This is a genomic window from Paraburkholderia bryophila (assembly GCF_013409255.1).
GTDB lineage: Bacteria > Pseudomonadota > Gammaproteobacteria > Burkholderiales > Burkholderiaceae > Paraburkholderia.
Window position 1 is genome coordinate 3,226,521 of record NZ_JACCAS010000002.1, and the last position, 16,542, is coordinate 3,243,062.

Annotated in this window: 8 protein-coding genes; all 8 read left to right on the plus strand. The window is 65.8% G+C overall.

The window, feature by feature from the left end; all coding sequences use genetic code 11:
- Positions 1 to 418 precede the first annotated feature (418 nt).
- The 8 genes from GGD40_RS35320 to GGD40_RS35355 all read left to right on the plus strand — a co-directional run bounded on the left by GGD40_RS35320 (position 419) and on the right by GGD40_RS35355 (position 16,298).
- Positions 419 to 1,627 (plus strand): capsule biosynthesis protein, encoded by a 1,209-nt coding sequence (locus GGD40_RS35320; RefSeq protein ID WP_179746841.1) that lies wholly within the window; start codon positions 419 to 421, stop codon positions 1,625 to 1,627.
- Positions 1,620 to 2,405 (plus strand): SDR family NAD(P)-dependent oxidoreductase, encoded by a 786-nt coding sequence (locus GGD40_RS35325; RefSeq protein WP_179746842.1) that lies wholly within the window; start codon positions 1,620 to 1,622, stop codon positions 2,403 to 2,405. The genes GGD40_RS35320 and GGD40_RS35325 overlap by 8 nt, the downstream gene beginning before the upstream one ends.
- Complete coding sequence (locus GGD40_RS35330; protein WP_179746843.1) at positions 2,406 to 3,941, plus strand: LTA synthase family protein; 1,536 nt, start codon at positions 2,406 to 2,408, stop codon at positions 3,939 to 3,941.
- Positions 3,938 to 11,689, plus strand: a complete 7,752-nt coding sequence (locus GGD40_RS35335) for a type I polyketide synthase (RefSeq protein ID WP_179746844.1) — start codon at positions 3,938 to 3,940, stop codon at positions 11,687 to 11,689. Before GGD40_RS35330 ends, GGD40_RS35335 begins: the two co-directional genes overlap by 4 nt.
- The gene (locus GGD40_RS35340) at positions 11,689 to 12,603 is read left to right on the plus strand and encodes a UDP-3-O-acyl N-acetylglycosamine deacetylase (RefSeq protein ID WP_179746845.1); all 915 of its coding nucleotides are present in this window, start codon (positions 11,689 to 11,691) and stop codon (positions 12,601 to 12,603) included. The genes GGD40_RS35335 and GGD40_RS35340 overlap by 1 nt, the downstream gene beginning before the upstream one ends.
- Positions 12,604 to 12,668: 65 nt before the next feature.
- A complete protein-coding gene (locus GGD40_RS35345) occupies positions 12,669 to 14,006 on the plus strand; it encodes an aminotransferase class I/II-fold pyridoxal phosphate-dependent enzyme (RefSeq protein ID WP_179746846.1) in 1,338 nt (445 codons plus the stop codon).
- A gap of 53 nt (positions 14,007 to 14,059) precedes the next feature.
- Positions 14,060 to 14,713 (plus strand): GNAT family N-acetyltransferase, encoded by a 654-nt coding sequence (locus tag GGD40_RS35350; RefSeq protein ID WP_257030763.1) that lies wholly within the window; start codon positions 14,060 to 14,062, stop codon positions 14,711 to 14,713.
- Between the two features lie 154 nt (positions 14,714 to 14,867).
- Positions 14,868 to 16,298, plus strand: coding sequence for a mannose-1-phosphate guanylyltransferase/mannose-6-phosphate isomerase (locus GGD40_RS35355; protein WP_179746848.1), 1,431 nt, complete (start codon positions 14,868 to 14,870; stop codon positions 16,296 to 16,298).
- The last annotated feature ends 244 nt before the right edge of the window (positions 16,299 to 16,542 follow it).

The window sequence follows — 16,542 nt, forward strand, 5'->3', positions numbered from 1 at the left end:
AGGTGTAGCAAAGAGAAGAGCGGGAGCACCCGCAAAAGGTCTGCAACTCCATGCGAGCGCAAACGTTTTACGTGAGCCAATGCGAATCCTTGCGCGATGTATTTCCGCGATCGCAAATGCGCGAAATGCGCGCAAAGCATTACACGAAACATCACTAACATATGCCTTGCCGACAGAGCAAGGGCGGCCGATTATAGCCACGGGCTATGCCCTGCGCCATCCCATCTTCTCTTCATTTCCAAAAATTTCATATTTTTTCTTACCCTTACTTATGTTTTATGCCGTAATGATGTATTCTCCGAACCTTGCTTAAGACCGGCAAGCCACTACTCAAACGATTCCGAGGTTTTCAGGGAAAAGTCACGTCTGTACGGCGTTATTTTTCTCTCGCACTCGGGCCGCTTTTCGACGTAATTACATGCACCGTTCCTTTCTCGCCCTGCAAGGCACGGCTTCTCCGTTCTTTAGCCGACTTGCGATTGCATTGCGCGAGCGCGGCCATGCGGTCCGAAGAATTAATTTTTGTGGCGGCGATCTGGTGTACGCGGGAAATGGCGATGCCCAAAATTTCAGCGGCCAGGCGAGCGAGTTAAGCGACTGGTATGCCAATCAAGTGAAGCGCAACAGCTTTACCGACGTCTTAATGTTCGGTGACTGCCGCGACATTCACCGTCAAATGCATCCTATTGCACAAGCCAATGGGTTGCGCGTCCACGTTTTCGAAGAGGGTTATGTCCGCCCGCATTGGTTGACGCTGGAAAAGCACGGCGTCAATGGCCGTTCGCAATTGCCGCGCGATCCCGGCTGGTATCTCGATCAGCGTCGCGTTACGCCACCGGGTCCGGCCGGCCAACCGACCGGCTATAACCTCTATGAACGCGCGTTCCACGATATCCGTTATCGCGGCGCGAATACTTTATTCGCCACGCGCTTTCCGCATTACCGCAGCCATCGTCCGAGAAACGGCTTCTTCGAGTACTCCGGACTGGCCGCCCGCGCATTGCGTCAACGCCGGCACCATCGCGATTCAGACCAGGTCACGCGTGAGTTGCTGGACGCGGGCCGCGCGTACTACATTTTCCCGCTGCAATTGAATTCGGACGCGCAGATCGTCGTCCATTCACCGTTCGACAGCGTGCGCGAAGCGATCGCGAAAGTACTGACCTCGTTCGCGCGTCACGCGTCGGCCGACAGTTGGCTCGTGATCAAGAATCATCCGCTCGACACCGGCCTGATCGACTATCGTCGTCACGCCGAGCAACTCGCGCGTGAACTCGGTATGGCCGAACGCCTGCGTTTCATCGACGCGGGCCATCTGCCGACGCTGCTCGATCACGCACGCGGCGCCGTCGTCGTGAACAGTACGGTCGGTTTGTCGGCGCTGCATCACCGTCGTCCTTTGATCGCGTTGGGCGCCGCCATTTACGGCATGCCGGGCCTCACCTGGCAGGGCTCGCTGGACGACTTCTGGCTGCACGCCGAAGCGCCGGACATGCATCTCTATCAAGCGTTTCTGGACTACGTGGTGCACCACACCCAGATCAACGGCGACTTCTACACACGCAGCGGGATCGCCATGGCGACGGCCGGCGCGGTGCGGCGACTCGAGGCGGCCTCGCATGCGTAACACCGCGCCACGCCACGTCGTCATTACTGGCGCGAGCGCGGGGCTCGGCCGCGCGCTCGCGCATGCGTATGCGGCGCCCGGCGTGGTGCTGGGTCTGATCGGCCGCGATGCCGACCGACTCGACGCTGTAGCGGAGACCTGTCGCGCGCAGGGCGCGCAAGTCGACACCGGCCTGATCGACGTGCGTGACGGCGCGGCGATGCAAACATGGCTCGACCAGTTCGACGACCGTCATCCGATCGATCTGCTGATCGCCAACGCCGGCGCAGCGAGCACGCTCGCGTCCGCGCAGGATTGGGAAGGGCTGGCGCGCACGGCGGCGATCGTCGACACCAATTTCTACGGCGCGATCCACGCGGCGCTGCCGGTCATTGCCCGCATGCGGCCGCGCAACAGCGGCCAGATCGCGCTCATCAGTTCGATCGCCGCGCTGCGCGGCATGGCGATTTCACCGGCGTATTGCGCGAGCAAATCGGCGATCAAAGCGTATGGCGACTCGGTCCGCCCGATCCTCGCGCGCGACGGCGTACGCATGTCGATCGTCTTGCCGGGTTTTGTGAAGACGGCGATGAGCGATGTCTTCCCCGGCGACAAACCGTTCCTCTGGTCGGCGGAAAAAGCCGCGAAGCACATTCAGCGCAAGTTGCAAAACGGCCGCGCCGAAATAGCGTTTCCGGGTCTGCTGGCATTCGGTATGCGTCTTCTGCCGTTGCTGCCCGCGTTCATCGCCGACGCGATTCTTGGCGGCCTGTCGTACCTGCCACGCGAGGAGCGCTGATTGCAAGCGACGCTCGCGCTCAACCTCATCGCCGCCGCCGGTCTCGCGTTTCTGCCCGAAGCGATCGCGTTGCCGCGCGCGTCGTTGCGCCGTTCGCCGGTTTCGTTCGCGCTGCATCTCTCTGCTATTGCCGTGATTTATGCGTGCCTGCTGCTGATCACGGGTCGCGTGCGCTTCTCGGCGTTCGTCGCGATTGCGCTGGTCGCGTTGCTGGCCGGTGTGAGCAATGCGAAATACGCGTCGCTGCAGGAGCCGTTCGTCTTTACGGATCTGAGTCTGTTTAGCCAGTTGTTCTCGCATCCTCGGCTCTATCTGCCGTTTCTCAGCGTGGCCACGGTGGCGGCGATCGTGATCGGCGTCGCGATGGTGATCGTGGGCTTCGTCGCGGAGACGCCGCTTGCGCAACGGCCGGTCGGCGCGCTCGCGTTGCTGGCCTGCGCCAGCCTCGCCGTGGCCTATCTGTGCGCCGCGCGCTTGCCGCTCACGCTGAACCCGGTCGACGACCAGAAGCGCCACGGTTTCTTCGCGGTGTTCGTCGCGTATCTGCTGAACGGCATGAAGCCTGCCACGGCGCGTCAGTTGCAGGACGCGTTGGCCGCGGGTCCGTTCGCGAGCGGTGCGCCGCAATCGGCTCCCGACGTGATCCTGATCCAGAGCGAGTCGTTCTTCGACGCGCGCCGTTTGGCGCCGTCGATCGATCGCGCGATCCTGAAGCACTTCGACAACGCGCGTCGCGAGTCGGTCCAGCATGGCGATCTGACGGTGCCCGCGTGGGGCGCCAATACCATGCGCACGGAGTTCGCGGTGCTGACCGGCGTCGATCAGCAGCAACTGGGCTACGCGCGTTTCTATCCGTACGCATTCGTGCGCCGCGCCTGTGCGTCGCTGGCTTCGTGGTTCAAGCGCGGCGGTTATAAAACGCTGGTGATTCACCCGTACTACGCGGATTTCTTCGGCCGCGACCGGGCCTTCAAACATCTGCAGATCGACCGCTTTATCGACATCAAGGCCTTCGCCGATGCGCCGCGCGCCGGTCCGTATGTGTCGGACATGGCGGTCGCGGCGTCGATCGTTGCCGCGCTCGACGAGCCGCGCAACCAACCCGCCTTCATCTTTTCGATGACGATGGAAAACCACGGTCCGCTGCATCTGGAGCGGGTCGAAGCCGGCGAGGGCGCGGCCTTCCACGCCTTGGGCGACGACCCGCGCTGGCGCGACCTGACCGCTTATCTGCGCCACCTCGCCAACGCCGACGCGATGCTCGGCCACCTGATCGCCGCGTTACGCGCGCGGCCGCGCGAGACGGTGCTGTGTTTTTACGGCGATCACGTGCCGGCTTTGCCGCACGTGTTCGTCGATCTCGGGTACGAACCGTCCCGCAGCGATTACTTCATCTGGCGCAATTACGGCGACGCGCCCGCTATCCGGAAAGATTTGTGCGCCGAGCAGCTCGGGCCTGCCCTCGTTCGCTCGCTCGAACCGGTGAGGCCTCGTGGCAAGCCGGCGCGCACGCTGTACCCAACAACTGAACAATGACGAAACAGATTGCAATTGTGGGGATGGCTTGCCGTTTCCCCGGCCATGTAGAGAGCCCGGACGACTTCTGGGCCTTGCTGCGCGACGAAAAAGACGCGGTCACTCAGGTGCCGGCCGACCGCTTCGGCACGGAGTTCTATCAGCATCCGTCGAAGCGCGAAGCGGGTAAGAGCTATACGTTCTCGGCCGGCGTGCTCGACGACGTCGCCGGTTTCGACGCGGCGTTCTTCGGCATTTCGCCGCGCGAGGCGCAGCAGATGGATCCGCAGCAGCGGCTGCTGCTCGAACTCGCGTGGGAAACCTTCGAGGACGCGGGCGTGCGTCCGCGCGACATGGAAGGCAGCCACTGCGCGGTATATATCGGCGTGGCGAGTCCGGACTACGGCAATCGTTTCGTCGACGACCTGAACGCGGTCGATCCGTATTCGGCGACCGGCAACACGCTTAGCATCGCGTCGAACCGTCTGTCGTATCTGTTCGATCTGCGCGGGCCGAGCGTGTCGGTGGATACGGCGTGCTCGTCGTCGCTGGTGGCCTTGCACCAGGCGTGTCAGGCTTTGCAATCCGGCGACGCCGAGATCGCGCTCGCCGGCGGTGTGAATCTGCTGCTGCATCCGTTTGGTTTCGTGACGTTCTCGAAGGCCTCGATGCTGTCGCCGCGCGGTCGCTGCCGCGCGTTCGACGCAAGCGGCGACGGCTATGTGCGTTCGGAAGGCGGCGCGCTGGTGATGCTCAAAACGCTCGACCGTGCGTTAGCCGACGGCGACACGATTCATGCGGTGATCGCCGGCTCGGGTGTCAACTCGGACGGCTACTCGCAAGGCGGCATCAGCGTGCCGGGCGCGGCCACCCAGGCGGCGCTGCTGCGCACGGTGTACGACCGCGCGGGCGTCGATCCGCGTTCGCTCGCGTATGTTGAAGCGCACGGCACGGGCACGGCGGTCGGCGATCCGATCGAAGCGCGTGCGCTGATGGAAGTGGCGTCGGCGGGGCGTGAGGTGGACCGTCCGCTGTTGATCGGCTCGGTGAAGACCAACGTGGGTCACCTGGAAACGGCGTCGGGCATGGCCGGGCTGATCAAGGCGATTCTGTGCCTGAAGCATCGCGCGGTGCCGAAGACGCTGCATTTCGAAACGCCCAATCCGGCGATCGATTTCGTCGGCGGCCGCTTGCGCGTGGTGGATCGTCTGACGCCGCTTGGCAGCGACGGGCAGCCGCTGGTGATCGGTGTCAATTCGTTCGGCTTCGGCGGGACGAATGCGCACGTCGTGCTGAAAGAAGCGCCGGGCGCTGTTACGACGGCGCCAGCGGCTGGCGACAACGATAACGAAACCCGCACCGATAACGATAGCGATAGCGGCAAAGACAACGACATCGCGCCGTTACCGCTCATCCTCTCGGCACGCTCGGCCGCCGCGTTGCCGGCACTGGCTGCGCGCTATCTGGCCGCGCTGGAGAGCGGCACGTCGTGGAACACGCTCGCGTCGAACGCGGCGCATCGTCGGCAATGGTTGAAGTACCGCGCGGTGATCGCACCGGCCACGTCAGACGAAGCACGCGCGGCACTCGGCGCGCTAATCGCGCCGACGCCGGATCAGACGACGTCGGCACTCGTGCAAGGCGACACACCGGGCGACGACACACGTCTCGCACTGGTGTTCTCCGGCAACGGTTCGCAGTGGGCCGGCATGGGCAAGCAGTTGGTCGAACAGGAGCCCGTATTCAGCGCCGCGCTCGACGAGCTCGACGCATTGTGGTGCGCCGACGGCAGCCCGTCGCTGGTCGCCGCGTTGCGCGAAGGCGTGAGCGCCACGTTGCTGGAAGCCACCGAACACGCGCAGCCGTTGCTGTTCGCGCTGCAGGTCGGCGTAGTGCGCGTGATCGAAGCGCGCGGCGTCGGCTTCGACGTGTGCCTTGGTCACAGCGTCGGCGAAGTCGCCGCTGCGTGGGCCTCGGGCGCGCTGACGCTGGCGCAGGCCGTCCACGTGATCAAGATCCGTAGCCGTGCTCAGGCCACCACGCGCGGCACGGGTCGCATGGCCGCCGCCGGTCTCGGCGAAACCGCCATGCGCGCGCTGCTCGCGCAACTGGGCGTCGATACCGATGTGGAAGTGGCGGGCGTGAACAGCCCGCAAGCAGTGACGTTGGCCGGTCCGTTCGGTGCATTGCAACGGGTCGAAGCGGCAGTGAAGGAAAGCGGTCGCTTCTTCCAGATGCTGGATCTCGACTACGCGTTTCACAGCCGCCAGATGAATCCGATCGAGCCGGGCGTGCTGCAAGGCCTCGCCGATCTGACGCCGGGCGCGGCGACGCGCCGTTTCGTTTCGACCGTGACGGGCGCCGAACTGGCAGGCACCGAACTCGACGCGCATTACTGGTGGCGCAATATCCGCGAGCCGGTGCGTTTCGGCGAAGCCGTCGCGCAGGTTGCGCAAACCGGCGTGCGCCTGTTCCTCGAAGTCGGCCCGCATTCGATCCTGCGCACGTATGTGACGCAAACGCTCGACGACGTCCGCGTCAGCGGCCGCTCGCTGCCCACGCTCAAGCGCCATCACGACAGCGCGCGGATGCTGCAACAGGCGATCCACGCGACGATCGCGAACGGCGCGCGCGTCGACGCGCAACGCTTCGCACCGATGGGCGCGCGCGTGGCGCTGCCGTCGTATCCGTGGCAGCACGAACGCTATTGGCTCGGCCCGACCGCCGAAGCCTACAACCTGGTCAATCGGCGCCGCGAACATCCGTTGCTCGGCTACCGTCTGCACGAACACGCGCTCGCGTGGGAAAACCAGCTCGATCCGGCCGGTTTGCCGATGCTCGCCGATCACGTGGTGGATGGCGGCGTGGCGTTCCCTGGAGCGGGTTACGTCGAGATGGCGCTGGCTGCCGCGCGCGTGCATTTCGGCACCGCGAGCTGCGCGGTGCAGAACCTCGAAATCCGTCTGCCGGTAGTGTTCCAGCCGCAGCATTCGAAGCTGTTCCGTTTCACCGTCGACGTTCGCACCGCGAGCTTCACGATCGAAACGCGCGACCGCATGTCCGACGAAGCGTGGTCGCTCAATGTCACCGGGCGTCTGCTCGCGAGCGGTTGCGCGCTGAGCGACGATGCCGCGACGAGCCGCTTGCCGGCCACCGCGCTGACCGATCTGTTCGCCCGGCCGGCCATGTCCGGCGACACGCTGTACGCGAACACCACGGCGATCGGCCTGACGTACGGCCCGGCGTTCCAGTGGGTCCGCTCGGTGCATGTCGACGCCGACGCCGACATCGCGCTCGCGGAAGTCGACGTGCCTGCGGTGCTCGCCCAATCGCCGGCCGAGCTCGACGCTTATGCGTTGCATCCGGCCTTGATGGATAGCGGTTTTCATCCGCTGTTCGCGTTGCTCGCAGCGGCGGATCAAAGCGGTCTCGACCATGCGGCGTATGTGCCGGTGCAACTCGGCCGCATCGACTATCTGCGCGGCGATGCGATTCGTTATGTGCTCGCGCGGATCGAGCGGCGCAGTCCGCACTCGGTGGTGGCGTCGTTCGAATTCGCCGACGCGCAAGGCGCGATCGTCGCGCGGCTCGGGGCCTGCCGGTTCCGCCGCGTCGATCTGAAGGGCCGCCGTCAGCAGGCGCCCGCACGTTACACCTATCTCGTCGAGGCCAAACCGCTCGCCGCCGATATCGACGCGCACACGCTGCCTGAACCGGCCGCATTGCTCGTCGATGCCGTCGCTGCGCTGGCCGCCCGCGAAGATCAGCCGCGCCGCCGCGCGCATCTGACCGAAATGCTGCCGCTGCTGGACGTACTGGCCGGCGCCTACGCGCTGCGGGCGCTCGACGCGCTGAAGGTGTTCGAGCACGCGGCGCTGCCGGATTGCGCGCATCCCACCTTGCTCGCGCGGCTCGCGCAGATTGTCGTGGAAGACGGTCTCGCGACGCGCGACGGCGCCCGTCTCGTGCGTGACGACGTGGCCTGCGCGAACCTGCCGGGCATCGACGAACTGTGGCGCGAGTTGATCGCGCAATCGCCCGCGCACGTGGCTGAGTTGACGCTGCTCGCCCATTGCGGCGCGGCGCTGCCGGCCGTCTTGCGCGGCGAGGTGAGCGGCGCGCGGATTCTGCCGCCGTCGCGCAGCAGCCTGGTCGAGCATTTCTTCGAAGCGTCGCCGACGTGGACCCACGTCAACGCGTTGGCCGGCGAGTGCCTGCATCGTGCGATCGAAGGCTGGAACGAGCCGCGCCGTTTGCGCGTGCTCGAACTGGATTCGCCGTCGAGCGACGTGCTGCAGCCGTTGGCGATTCACATGCCGGTGTCACGCTGCGACTACACGATCGCGGGCACGCATGAACAGTTGAGCGGCTTCGACGCGAGCGGGCATCCGTCGGTGCATATCGCCACCATCGAGTTCGGCGAGACACCGCGTCTGTCCGGCATCGAGGCGGGCGAGCGCTACGACCTCGTCGTCGCGAGCCATGTGCTGGCGGCCCAGACCGAGCCGCGCGCGCTGCTCGCCGCGCTGCGCGGCTGGCTTGCGCCGGGTGCGCTGGTGGTCGTCACGGAGCCGCGCAACAGCCGCTTCGCCGACATCGTGTTCGATCTCGACGCGGACGCCGCGCATGCGAACGCGCGCCGTGCGGCCTGGTTGTCGCCGCAAGCGCTGACGAAGCAGCTCGAAGCGGCCGGCTTCGAACAGGTCACGCGACATGCCGAACAAGGCCTGGATCTGGAAGGCGCGCCGACGCTGATTGTGGCGCGCGAACCGCTGACGGCCTCGCGCACCGCCGATGCAGGCGACGTTGCATGCCAGGCGGCGCAGGCTCGGCCGACGCACTGGTCCTTGCTGTACGCAGCGGAGAGCGGCGATAGCGCGGTTGGCGCCGATAGCGACACGCTGGCCGCCGCGCTGCAAGCCGCCGGCCATTCAACGTCGACGACTACGCTGCTCACGTTGCGTCACGACATGAGCAAACTGGCCGCGCCGGCTGGGCACGTTCATCACGTGGTGTTCATCGCACCGGATCACAGCCTGTCCGCGAACGCGGACGGTGCCGACGTGATGCTCGCGCAACAGCAGACCACGCTCGCGCTGGCCCAACTGGTGCGCGATCTCACAGCGGTCGCCGGCATCATGCAGCCGCAACTGTGGATCGTCACGCGCGGCGGTGCGCCGCTCGCGATGCCGTTCGCGGATGCCGCCACGCTGCGTCCCGAGCAGGCGGCAATGTGGGGTTTGGGCCGCGTGCTGGCCAACGAGCATCCGGAATTGTCGTCGCGTCTGATCGACGTTTGCGCCGGATGCCGCGACGCGGGTGCACTGCTGGCGCGTGAACTGCTCGCCTCCGACGGCGAAGAAGAAGTGCTGCTAACGCCGCATGGCCGTTACGTGCCGCGCATGTTGCCGGCTGCGAGCGCCGCGTTGCGCGACAAGGACGCTGCGCCGCTGCGCGCGCAGAACGAAGCGGCGGTGCTGGGCTTCGCGTCGCCGGGTTCGTTGCGCAACCTCGAATGGTTCGGTTTGCCGCAGCGCGAACTCGCGCCGGATGAAGTCGAAATCGAACCGGTCGCCACCGGCCTGAATTTCCGCGACGTGATGTACGCCATGGGCCTGCTGTCCGACGAAGCAGTCGAAAACGGCTTTGCAGGCGCGACGATCGGCATGGAGTTGTCGGGCCGCGTGGCGCGCGTGGGACGCGACGTCGCGCGGTTTGTGCCGGGTGACGCGGTGCTAGGCTTCGCGCCCGCGTCGTTCGCGAGCCATGTGTGGACCAAGGCCGATGCCATCGCGCACAAACCCGCGCGTCTCACGTTCGAAGAAGCGGCCACGGTGCCGACCACCTTCTTCACCGCGTACTACGCGCTGTGCGAGCTGGCGCGTCTGCGTCGCGGCGAGCGCGTGCTGGTGCACGGCGCGGCGGGCGGCGTGGGGATCGCGGCGATTCAACTGGCTCGCCATCTCGGCGCGGAAGTGTTCGCGACCGCGGGCAGCCGCGAGAAGCGCGAATTCGTGCGCCTGCTGGGCGCGGATCACGTGTTCGATTCGCGCAGCCTTGCCTTCGCCGATGAAATTCGTGAACGCACGCAAGGTGCGGGCGTCGACATCGTGCTGAATTCGCTGGCGGGTGAGGCGATGGTGCGCAGCATCGACACGTTGCGTCCGTTCGGCCGTTTTCTCGAACTCGGCAAGCGCGATTTCTATGAAAACAGCCGGATCGGGCTGCGTCCGTTCCGCAACAACATCAGCTATTTCGGCATCGACGCGGATCAATTGATGAGCGCGTTGCCGGGCCTGACCGCGCGTCTGTTCGACGAGGTCATGCAACTGTTCGCGGATGGCGTGCTGCATCCGCTGCCGTATCGCGCGTTTCCGGCCGAGCGGGTCGAGGAAGCGTTCCGGCATATGCAGCAGGCGCGGCAAATCGGCAAGATTCTCGTGACCTATCCGGCCGGCACACCGAGCCCGGCACGCGCGAGTTCGACCGAGGCGGTGCTGCAACTCGATCCGGCGGCGGCGTATCTGATCGTCGGCGGCACGGGCGGTCTCGGCTTCGCCACCGCGCGCTGGATGAGGTCGCGCGGCGCACGCCATCTGACGCTGGCCAGCCGTTCCGGCTCGCTCACGCCGGCGTTCGCCGAGGAAGCCGCGCGCTGGTCCCAAGAAAACGGCACCCAGGTACATGCGGCCGCTTGCGACGTCACCGACGCCGCCGCGCTCGACCTGCTGCTCGCGGACATCAGCCGGCGCGGAACTCCGCTCAGAGGCGTGCTGCATTCGGCGATGGTGATCGACGACGGCCTCGTGCGCAATCTCGACGACGCGCGTTTCGCCGCGGTGCTCGCGCCGAAGCTGGCTGGTGCGTGGAATCTGCATCAGGCCACTCGCAGCGCGGCGCTCGATTTCTTCGTGGTCTATTCGTCGGCGACGACCTTCCTCGGCAATCCGGGGCAGTCGAGCTACGTGGCGGCCAACAGTTTCCTCGAAGCGCTGATCGTGCAACGTCGCGCGGCCGGTTTGGCGGGCACGTATATGGCCTGGGGGCCGCTCGACGACGTCGGCTTCCTCGCACGCAATGCGGAGACGCGCGAAGCGTTGCAGGCGCGCATTGGCGGTCTGTCGATCACCTCGGCGGAAGCGCTGCATGCGCTCGAACGCGCGCTGGTCGACGTCAACGCGGGCGAAGCGGTGGTGCGGCTCGACTGGCAGGCGCTGTCGCTCGGCATGCCGGCGGCGCGCGCGCGCCGCTACACCGAGTTGCATGCGCGGGGTAGTCACGAGCCAGCGCGCCAGGGCGGCGCGCAGATGCGCGATCAGATCGCCGGGCTGCCGTTCGCGGACGCGCTGCATCTGGTCGAGGAAACCTTGCAGGCGCAGATCGCGCGCATCCTGCACATGTCGCCGGAAAAAATCGAAACCGGTCGCTCGATCCTCGATATGGGCATGGATTCGCTGATGGGCATGGAACTGGGTATGGCCGTGGAAGAGAGCTTCCAGGTCAAGCTGTCCATCATGACGATGGCCGAAGGCGCGACCGTGCATTCGCTCGCGCAACGTATCGTCGAATCGATCCAGACTCAGGACGACGCCGCGGACAACGGCGTCGCGGCGCAGGTGGCGGCGGTCGCCGCGCAACATGCGCTCGACGTCGGCGCGCATGCGCTGGCCGATGTCGCGGATGCCATGGCGGCACAAGCCGGCGCGTTGTCCGCGTCCGCGTCCGCGTCCACATCTGCGCCGTCCGGCGTCACGACGGAGCTCGTCTGATGCGCGCGCCGGCCGGCTGGAGCGACCGTGAAGGCACGCTTGCGCGCGAGCTGACGTTGAGCGGTCACGGCCTGCATACCGGCCGTCGCGTGAACGTGCGGATCCTGCCGGGCAACGCCGACAGTCCGCGCGGCATCGTGTTCCGGCGCGTGCGGGACGGCCGCACGCTCGCGGAACTGCCGGTGAGTCCTTCGTTGCGGCGCGGCCAGCCGCTTTGCACGATGCTCGAATCGAGCGACGGAGTGCGGGTGCGCACGGTCGAGCATCTGCTCGCGTCGCTGCTGACCTGCGAGATCGATCGCGCAACCGTCGAGCTGGACGCCGAAGAAGTGCCCATTCTCGACGGCAGCGCACAGCCGTGGATCGACGCGATCCGCGCGTGCGGCCGCATCGGCTTGCCGCACTCCAAGCGCTTCATTCGTGTGCTGCGCGAGGTGAAGATCGCCGACGGCGCGGGCACCCGCGACGAACGCAGCATCTCGATCGAACCGTCGACGGACTATGAAATGACGGTGCGTAACGATCTGAAGGGTTTCGGCGAACTGCGCTGGGACGGCGCGCTGACGCCCGCGAGTTTCGCTGAACAGATCGCGCCGTCGCGTTCGTATGGCCGCGTCAAATGGGCGATTCCCGCGATTCTCGCCGGCTACGTGCGCGGCATGCCGATTCTGCGCGGCGCGCGTTTGTCGTGCACCGCCGCGATTGTCGGCAACCGCGTGGTGGGCGGCATGCGCGTGCCCGACGAATTCGTGCGGCACCGCGTGCTCGATCTGGTCGGCGATATGGCAATGGCCGGTGCGCCGTTGCTCGGTCGCGTGAACGCGCTGCGGCCGAGTCACGAAATGAACTACCGGCTGGTTGCCGAACTGCTCGCCACGCCCGACGCGTGGGAGTGGGCCGAATTCACGGCTTGAATTTCACCAGCACACCACCAGCGCATCGCCAGCAGGCTGACTGGTTACGAGGTTATCGGAACACTATGGGATTGGGCGACAACATCCGCCAGCAACTCGCCGCGAAGGCGTTGATGCGGCAACTGGAACGCGTCTCCGAAGAAGCGCGGACGCCGGGCGCGCCGTTGGCTGCGGCCGGCCCGCGCGCGGCGCAGGACGCCTCGCGCGCCGCGCTGTGCAGCTTCGAGACGATGCCCGGTTATCAGCAGGTCGAGATCTTGCGGCAGATGGGCGAAAAACTGCAGGTGCAGTCGCCGTTCTTCCGCGTGCATGACGGCATTGCGGGCGCGACCACGCAGATTGGCGGCGCCGAGTATCTGAACTACGCGAACTACAACTACCTGGGCCTGGCCGGCGATCCGCGGGTGTCGGCGCGCGCCAAGGAAGCGATCGACCGTTACGGCACCTCGGCGTCCGCGAGCCGGATGGTGGCGGGCGAACGGCCGGTGCAGCGCGAACTGGAAACGGCGCTCGCGTCGTTCTATGAAGTCGACGACTGCGTCGTGTTCGTAAGCGGCCACGCGACCAACGTGACGGTGATCGGCTCGCTGTTCGGACCCGGCGATCTGATCGTGCACGATTCGCTCGCGCATAACAGCATCGTGCAGGGCGCGCAGCTGAGCGGCGCGAAACGCCTGAGCTTCGCGCACAACGACTGGCAGGCGCTCGACGCGCTGCTCGCGCGCGTGCGCCACGACTACCGGCGTGTGCTGATCGCGATCGAAGGCCTTTACAGCATGGACGGCGATATTCCCGATCTGGCGCAGTTCGTCGAGATCAAGCGCCGCCATGCGGCGTTCCTGATGGTCGACGAAGCGCACTCGCTCGGCGTGCTCGGCGAGCGCGGCCAGGGTGTGCGCGAACAGTGCGGCGTGGCGAGCGGCGACGTCGATATCTGGATGGGCACGCTCAGCAAAACGCTGGCGGGCTGCGGCGGTTTTATCGCCGGCTCGCAGGCGTTGATCGATATCTTGCGGCATCTGGCGCCAGGCTTTCTGTACAGCGTGGGTCTCGCGCCGTCGCTCGCGGCGGCTTCATTGGCCGCGCTGGAACGTCTCGTCGCCGAACCGGAACGGGTGGCGCAATTGCGCGCGCGCGGCCGCCAGTTTCTCGACGAAGCACGCGCGGCAGGACTCGACACCGGCAAGAGCGCGGGCTACGCGGTCGTGCCGATCATCACCGGCAGCACCTTGAAAGCCGCGCAATGGGCCAACGCGATGTTCGCGGACGGCATCAACGTGCAGCCGATTTTTTATCCGGCCGTTGAAGAAAAGGCCGCACGTCTGCGGTTTTTCATCTGTTCGACGCACGAGCCCGAGCAGATCAGCCGAACCATCGCGGCGCTCAAGCGCCTGCCTCGCTAAAGAGAAGCCATTCCGCCATGCACGCCGTACAAGCCGACCGTCCCGACCTTGGTATGCCGCCGCGCGGGCGCGCCGCCGCCACGCTGAGTTTTCGCCCCGCGCGGCCCGAAGACGCCGACGCCTGCGCGCCGCTGATCTTCGCCTCCGGCGTGCGTGAGTTCGGTTTCTTTCTGGGCGAGCCCGCCGCGACCTGCATCGATTTTCTGGCCTTCGCGTTCGGTTCGAAGCAGGGCCGTTTTTCGTACCGGCGTCACCGCGTGGCCGTGGACGGCAACGCTCGGGTGGTCGCGGTGCTGGCCGTACACGACGGCCGCAGGACCTGGCTCGACGATCCGCATGTCGCGCTGATGCTGCTGCTGTTTTTCGGTGTGCGCCGCACGGTGCGCATGCTGTTGCGCGGCCTCACGCTGGAGAGCGAACTGCCTGCGCCGAAGTCGTCGCAGACGCTGATCGCGCATTGCGCGACGCACGAACAATTGCGCGGCACGGGCCTGTTCAGCGGGCTGTTCGCCGACGCGCTGCACGCGGGCTCGCTGGAACGCGACGGCGGCCGGCAGGTCGTGCTGGATGTGCTGGTCAGCAATACGCGTGCATACGGTCTGTACCGGCGACTCGGGTTCATCGAGTTGCCGCGCCGTGCACCGGCTTCGCCGCGTTTGCCGCGCGAGCTTGAATCGGTGCGGATGCAGTTTGTCGGCAGGGGCTGAGCGAGCGGTTCGAAGCGGCCTGATGAGCCAGTTCAGGAATCGGTAAGCCTGCAGTTCAGGCGGTGCCATGACGGGTTGAGAGGTCCGTCGGGCGTCAGCGCTGCGGGGACGAAGATTTCACACCTCAATAAAAATACGTGGGAAGGGTAAAAGCATGCAGATTCATCCAGTGATTCTTTGCGGTGGAAGCGGCACCCGGCTGTGGCCGATGTCGCGTGGCGGCTATCCGAAACAATATCTGAAGCTGACAGGCGATAACACGCTGGTTCAACAGACCGTGATGCGCCTGCGCGGCGTGGCGGACATCGCCGCGCCGATCGTCGTCACGAACAACGACCAGCGTTTTCTCGTGGCCGAACAGTTGCGCCAGGTGGACGTGGCGGCCTCGGCGATCGTGCTCGAACCGGCCAGCCGCAACACGGCGCCGGCCATCGCGATCGCGGCCTTGCTGGCGTTGCGCGATTCGCCTGAGTCGCTGCTGCTCGTGCTGCCGTCCGATCATGTGATCGCCGGAGAAGCGGCGTTCGTCAAGGCCGCCTCCGCCGCGGCGCAGATCGCCAAAGACGGCTTCCTGGTCACCTTCGGCATTACGCCGACCGAGCCGCATACCGGTTACGGCTACATTCGCGCGGGTGCGAGTCTCGTCGACGGTACGCCGGCTTTCGCGGTGGACTCGTTCGTCGAAAAGCCGGATGCCGAGACGGCCCAGCGCTTTATCGCGCACGGCGGCTACTACTGGAACAGCGGCATGTTCATGCTGAAGGCTTCCACCTACATGGAAGAACTGCGCCGCTTCGAACCGGAAATCGCGTTGCAGGCCGAGCTTTCGCTGAAGGCCGCGCAGCATGACAACGACTTCGTGCGTCTGGACGAATCGAGCTTTTCCGCGTGCCCGAACATCTCGGTCGACAACGCGGTGATGGAAAAGACGAAGCGCGCCGCCGTGGTGACCGTGTCGGATCTCGGCTGGAACGATATCGGCTCGTGGACGGCGCTGGCCGACATCGCCGAGCGCGACGCGCAAAGCAATGCGCTGTTCGGCGACGTGCTGACCGATGCGGTGAGCAACTCGTACATTCGTGCCGAACACCGGCTGGTCGCGGCGATCGGGCTGGACAACGTGGTGATCGTCGAGACCGCCGACGCGGTGCTCGTCGCGCATCGCGATCAGGCGCAGGACGTGAAGAAGATCGTCGCGCAGTTGAACGCGATGGGTCGTCACGAGTCCGTCACGCACCGTCGCGTGGTGCGGCCGTGGGGCTCGTATGAAGGCATCGACAGCGGCGACCGCTTCCAGGTCAAGCGCATCGTCGTGAGCCCGGGCGCGCAACTGAGCCTGCAGATGCATCATCATCGCGCGGAACATTGGATCGTCGTGAAGGGCACCGCGCTCGTGACGAACGGCGACAAGGAAATCGTCCTGACCGAGAATCAGTCGACCTATATTCCGCTCGGCGTCACGCACCGCTTGCTGAACCCGGGCAAGATTCCGCTCGAGTTGATCGAGGTGCAGTCGGGCGCGTATCTCGGCGAGGACGATATCGTTCGCTTCGAAGACACCTACGGTCGCGTGCCGAAGGCTTGAAACTCGACACGAGGATTGACCCACCCGGGTACAACGCGTTAGGATCGATTCCATGACCGCTTCTATCGTTTCCCTTCCGTCTGCTTTGCGCGCATGCTGTCGCGGCCTGCCGAGGGGAGCTTGCGTCTAGCGAGTCGATCTGTACACGTCCGTATCCCTGAGGCCACCCGTCACACGACCGGTGGCCTTTTTGTTTTTGGTCCGCCGATTCTGGCGGCGCCATCGCTCAGCGTCGAAGGAAAAC

Bases quoted from the DNA above. Each gene is read 5' to 3' on its own strand.
- GGD40_RS35335 (WP_179746844.1), top strand. From the start codon at position 3,938: ATGACGAAACAGATTGCAATTGTGGGGATGGCTTGCCGTTTCCCCGGC.
- GGD40_RS35340 (WP_179746845.1), top strand. From the start codon at position 11,689: ATGCGCGCGCCGGCCGGCTGGAGCGACCGTGAAGGCACGCTTGCGCGC.
- GGD40_RS35320 (WP_179746841.1), top strand. From the start codon at position 419: ATGCACCGTTCCTTTCTCGCCCTGCAAGGCACGGCTTCTCCGTTCTTT.
- GGD40_RS35325 (WP_179746842.1), top strand. From the start codon at position 1,620: ATGCGTAACACCGCGCCACGCCACGTCGTCATTACTGGCGCGAGCGCG.
- GGD40_RS35350 (WP_257030763.1), top strand. From the start codon at position 14,060: ATGCCGCCGCGCGGGCGCGCCGCCGCCACGCTGAGTTTTCGCCCCGCG.
- GGD40_RS35345 (WP_179746846.1), top strand. From the start codon at position 12,669: ATGGGATTGGGCGACAACATCCGCCAGCAACTCGCCGCGAAGGCGTTG.
- GGD40_RS35355 (WP_179746848.1), top strand. From the start codon at position 14,868: ATGCAGATTCATCCAGTGATTCTTTGCGGTGGAAGCGGCACCCGGCTG.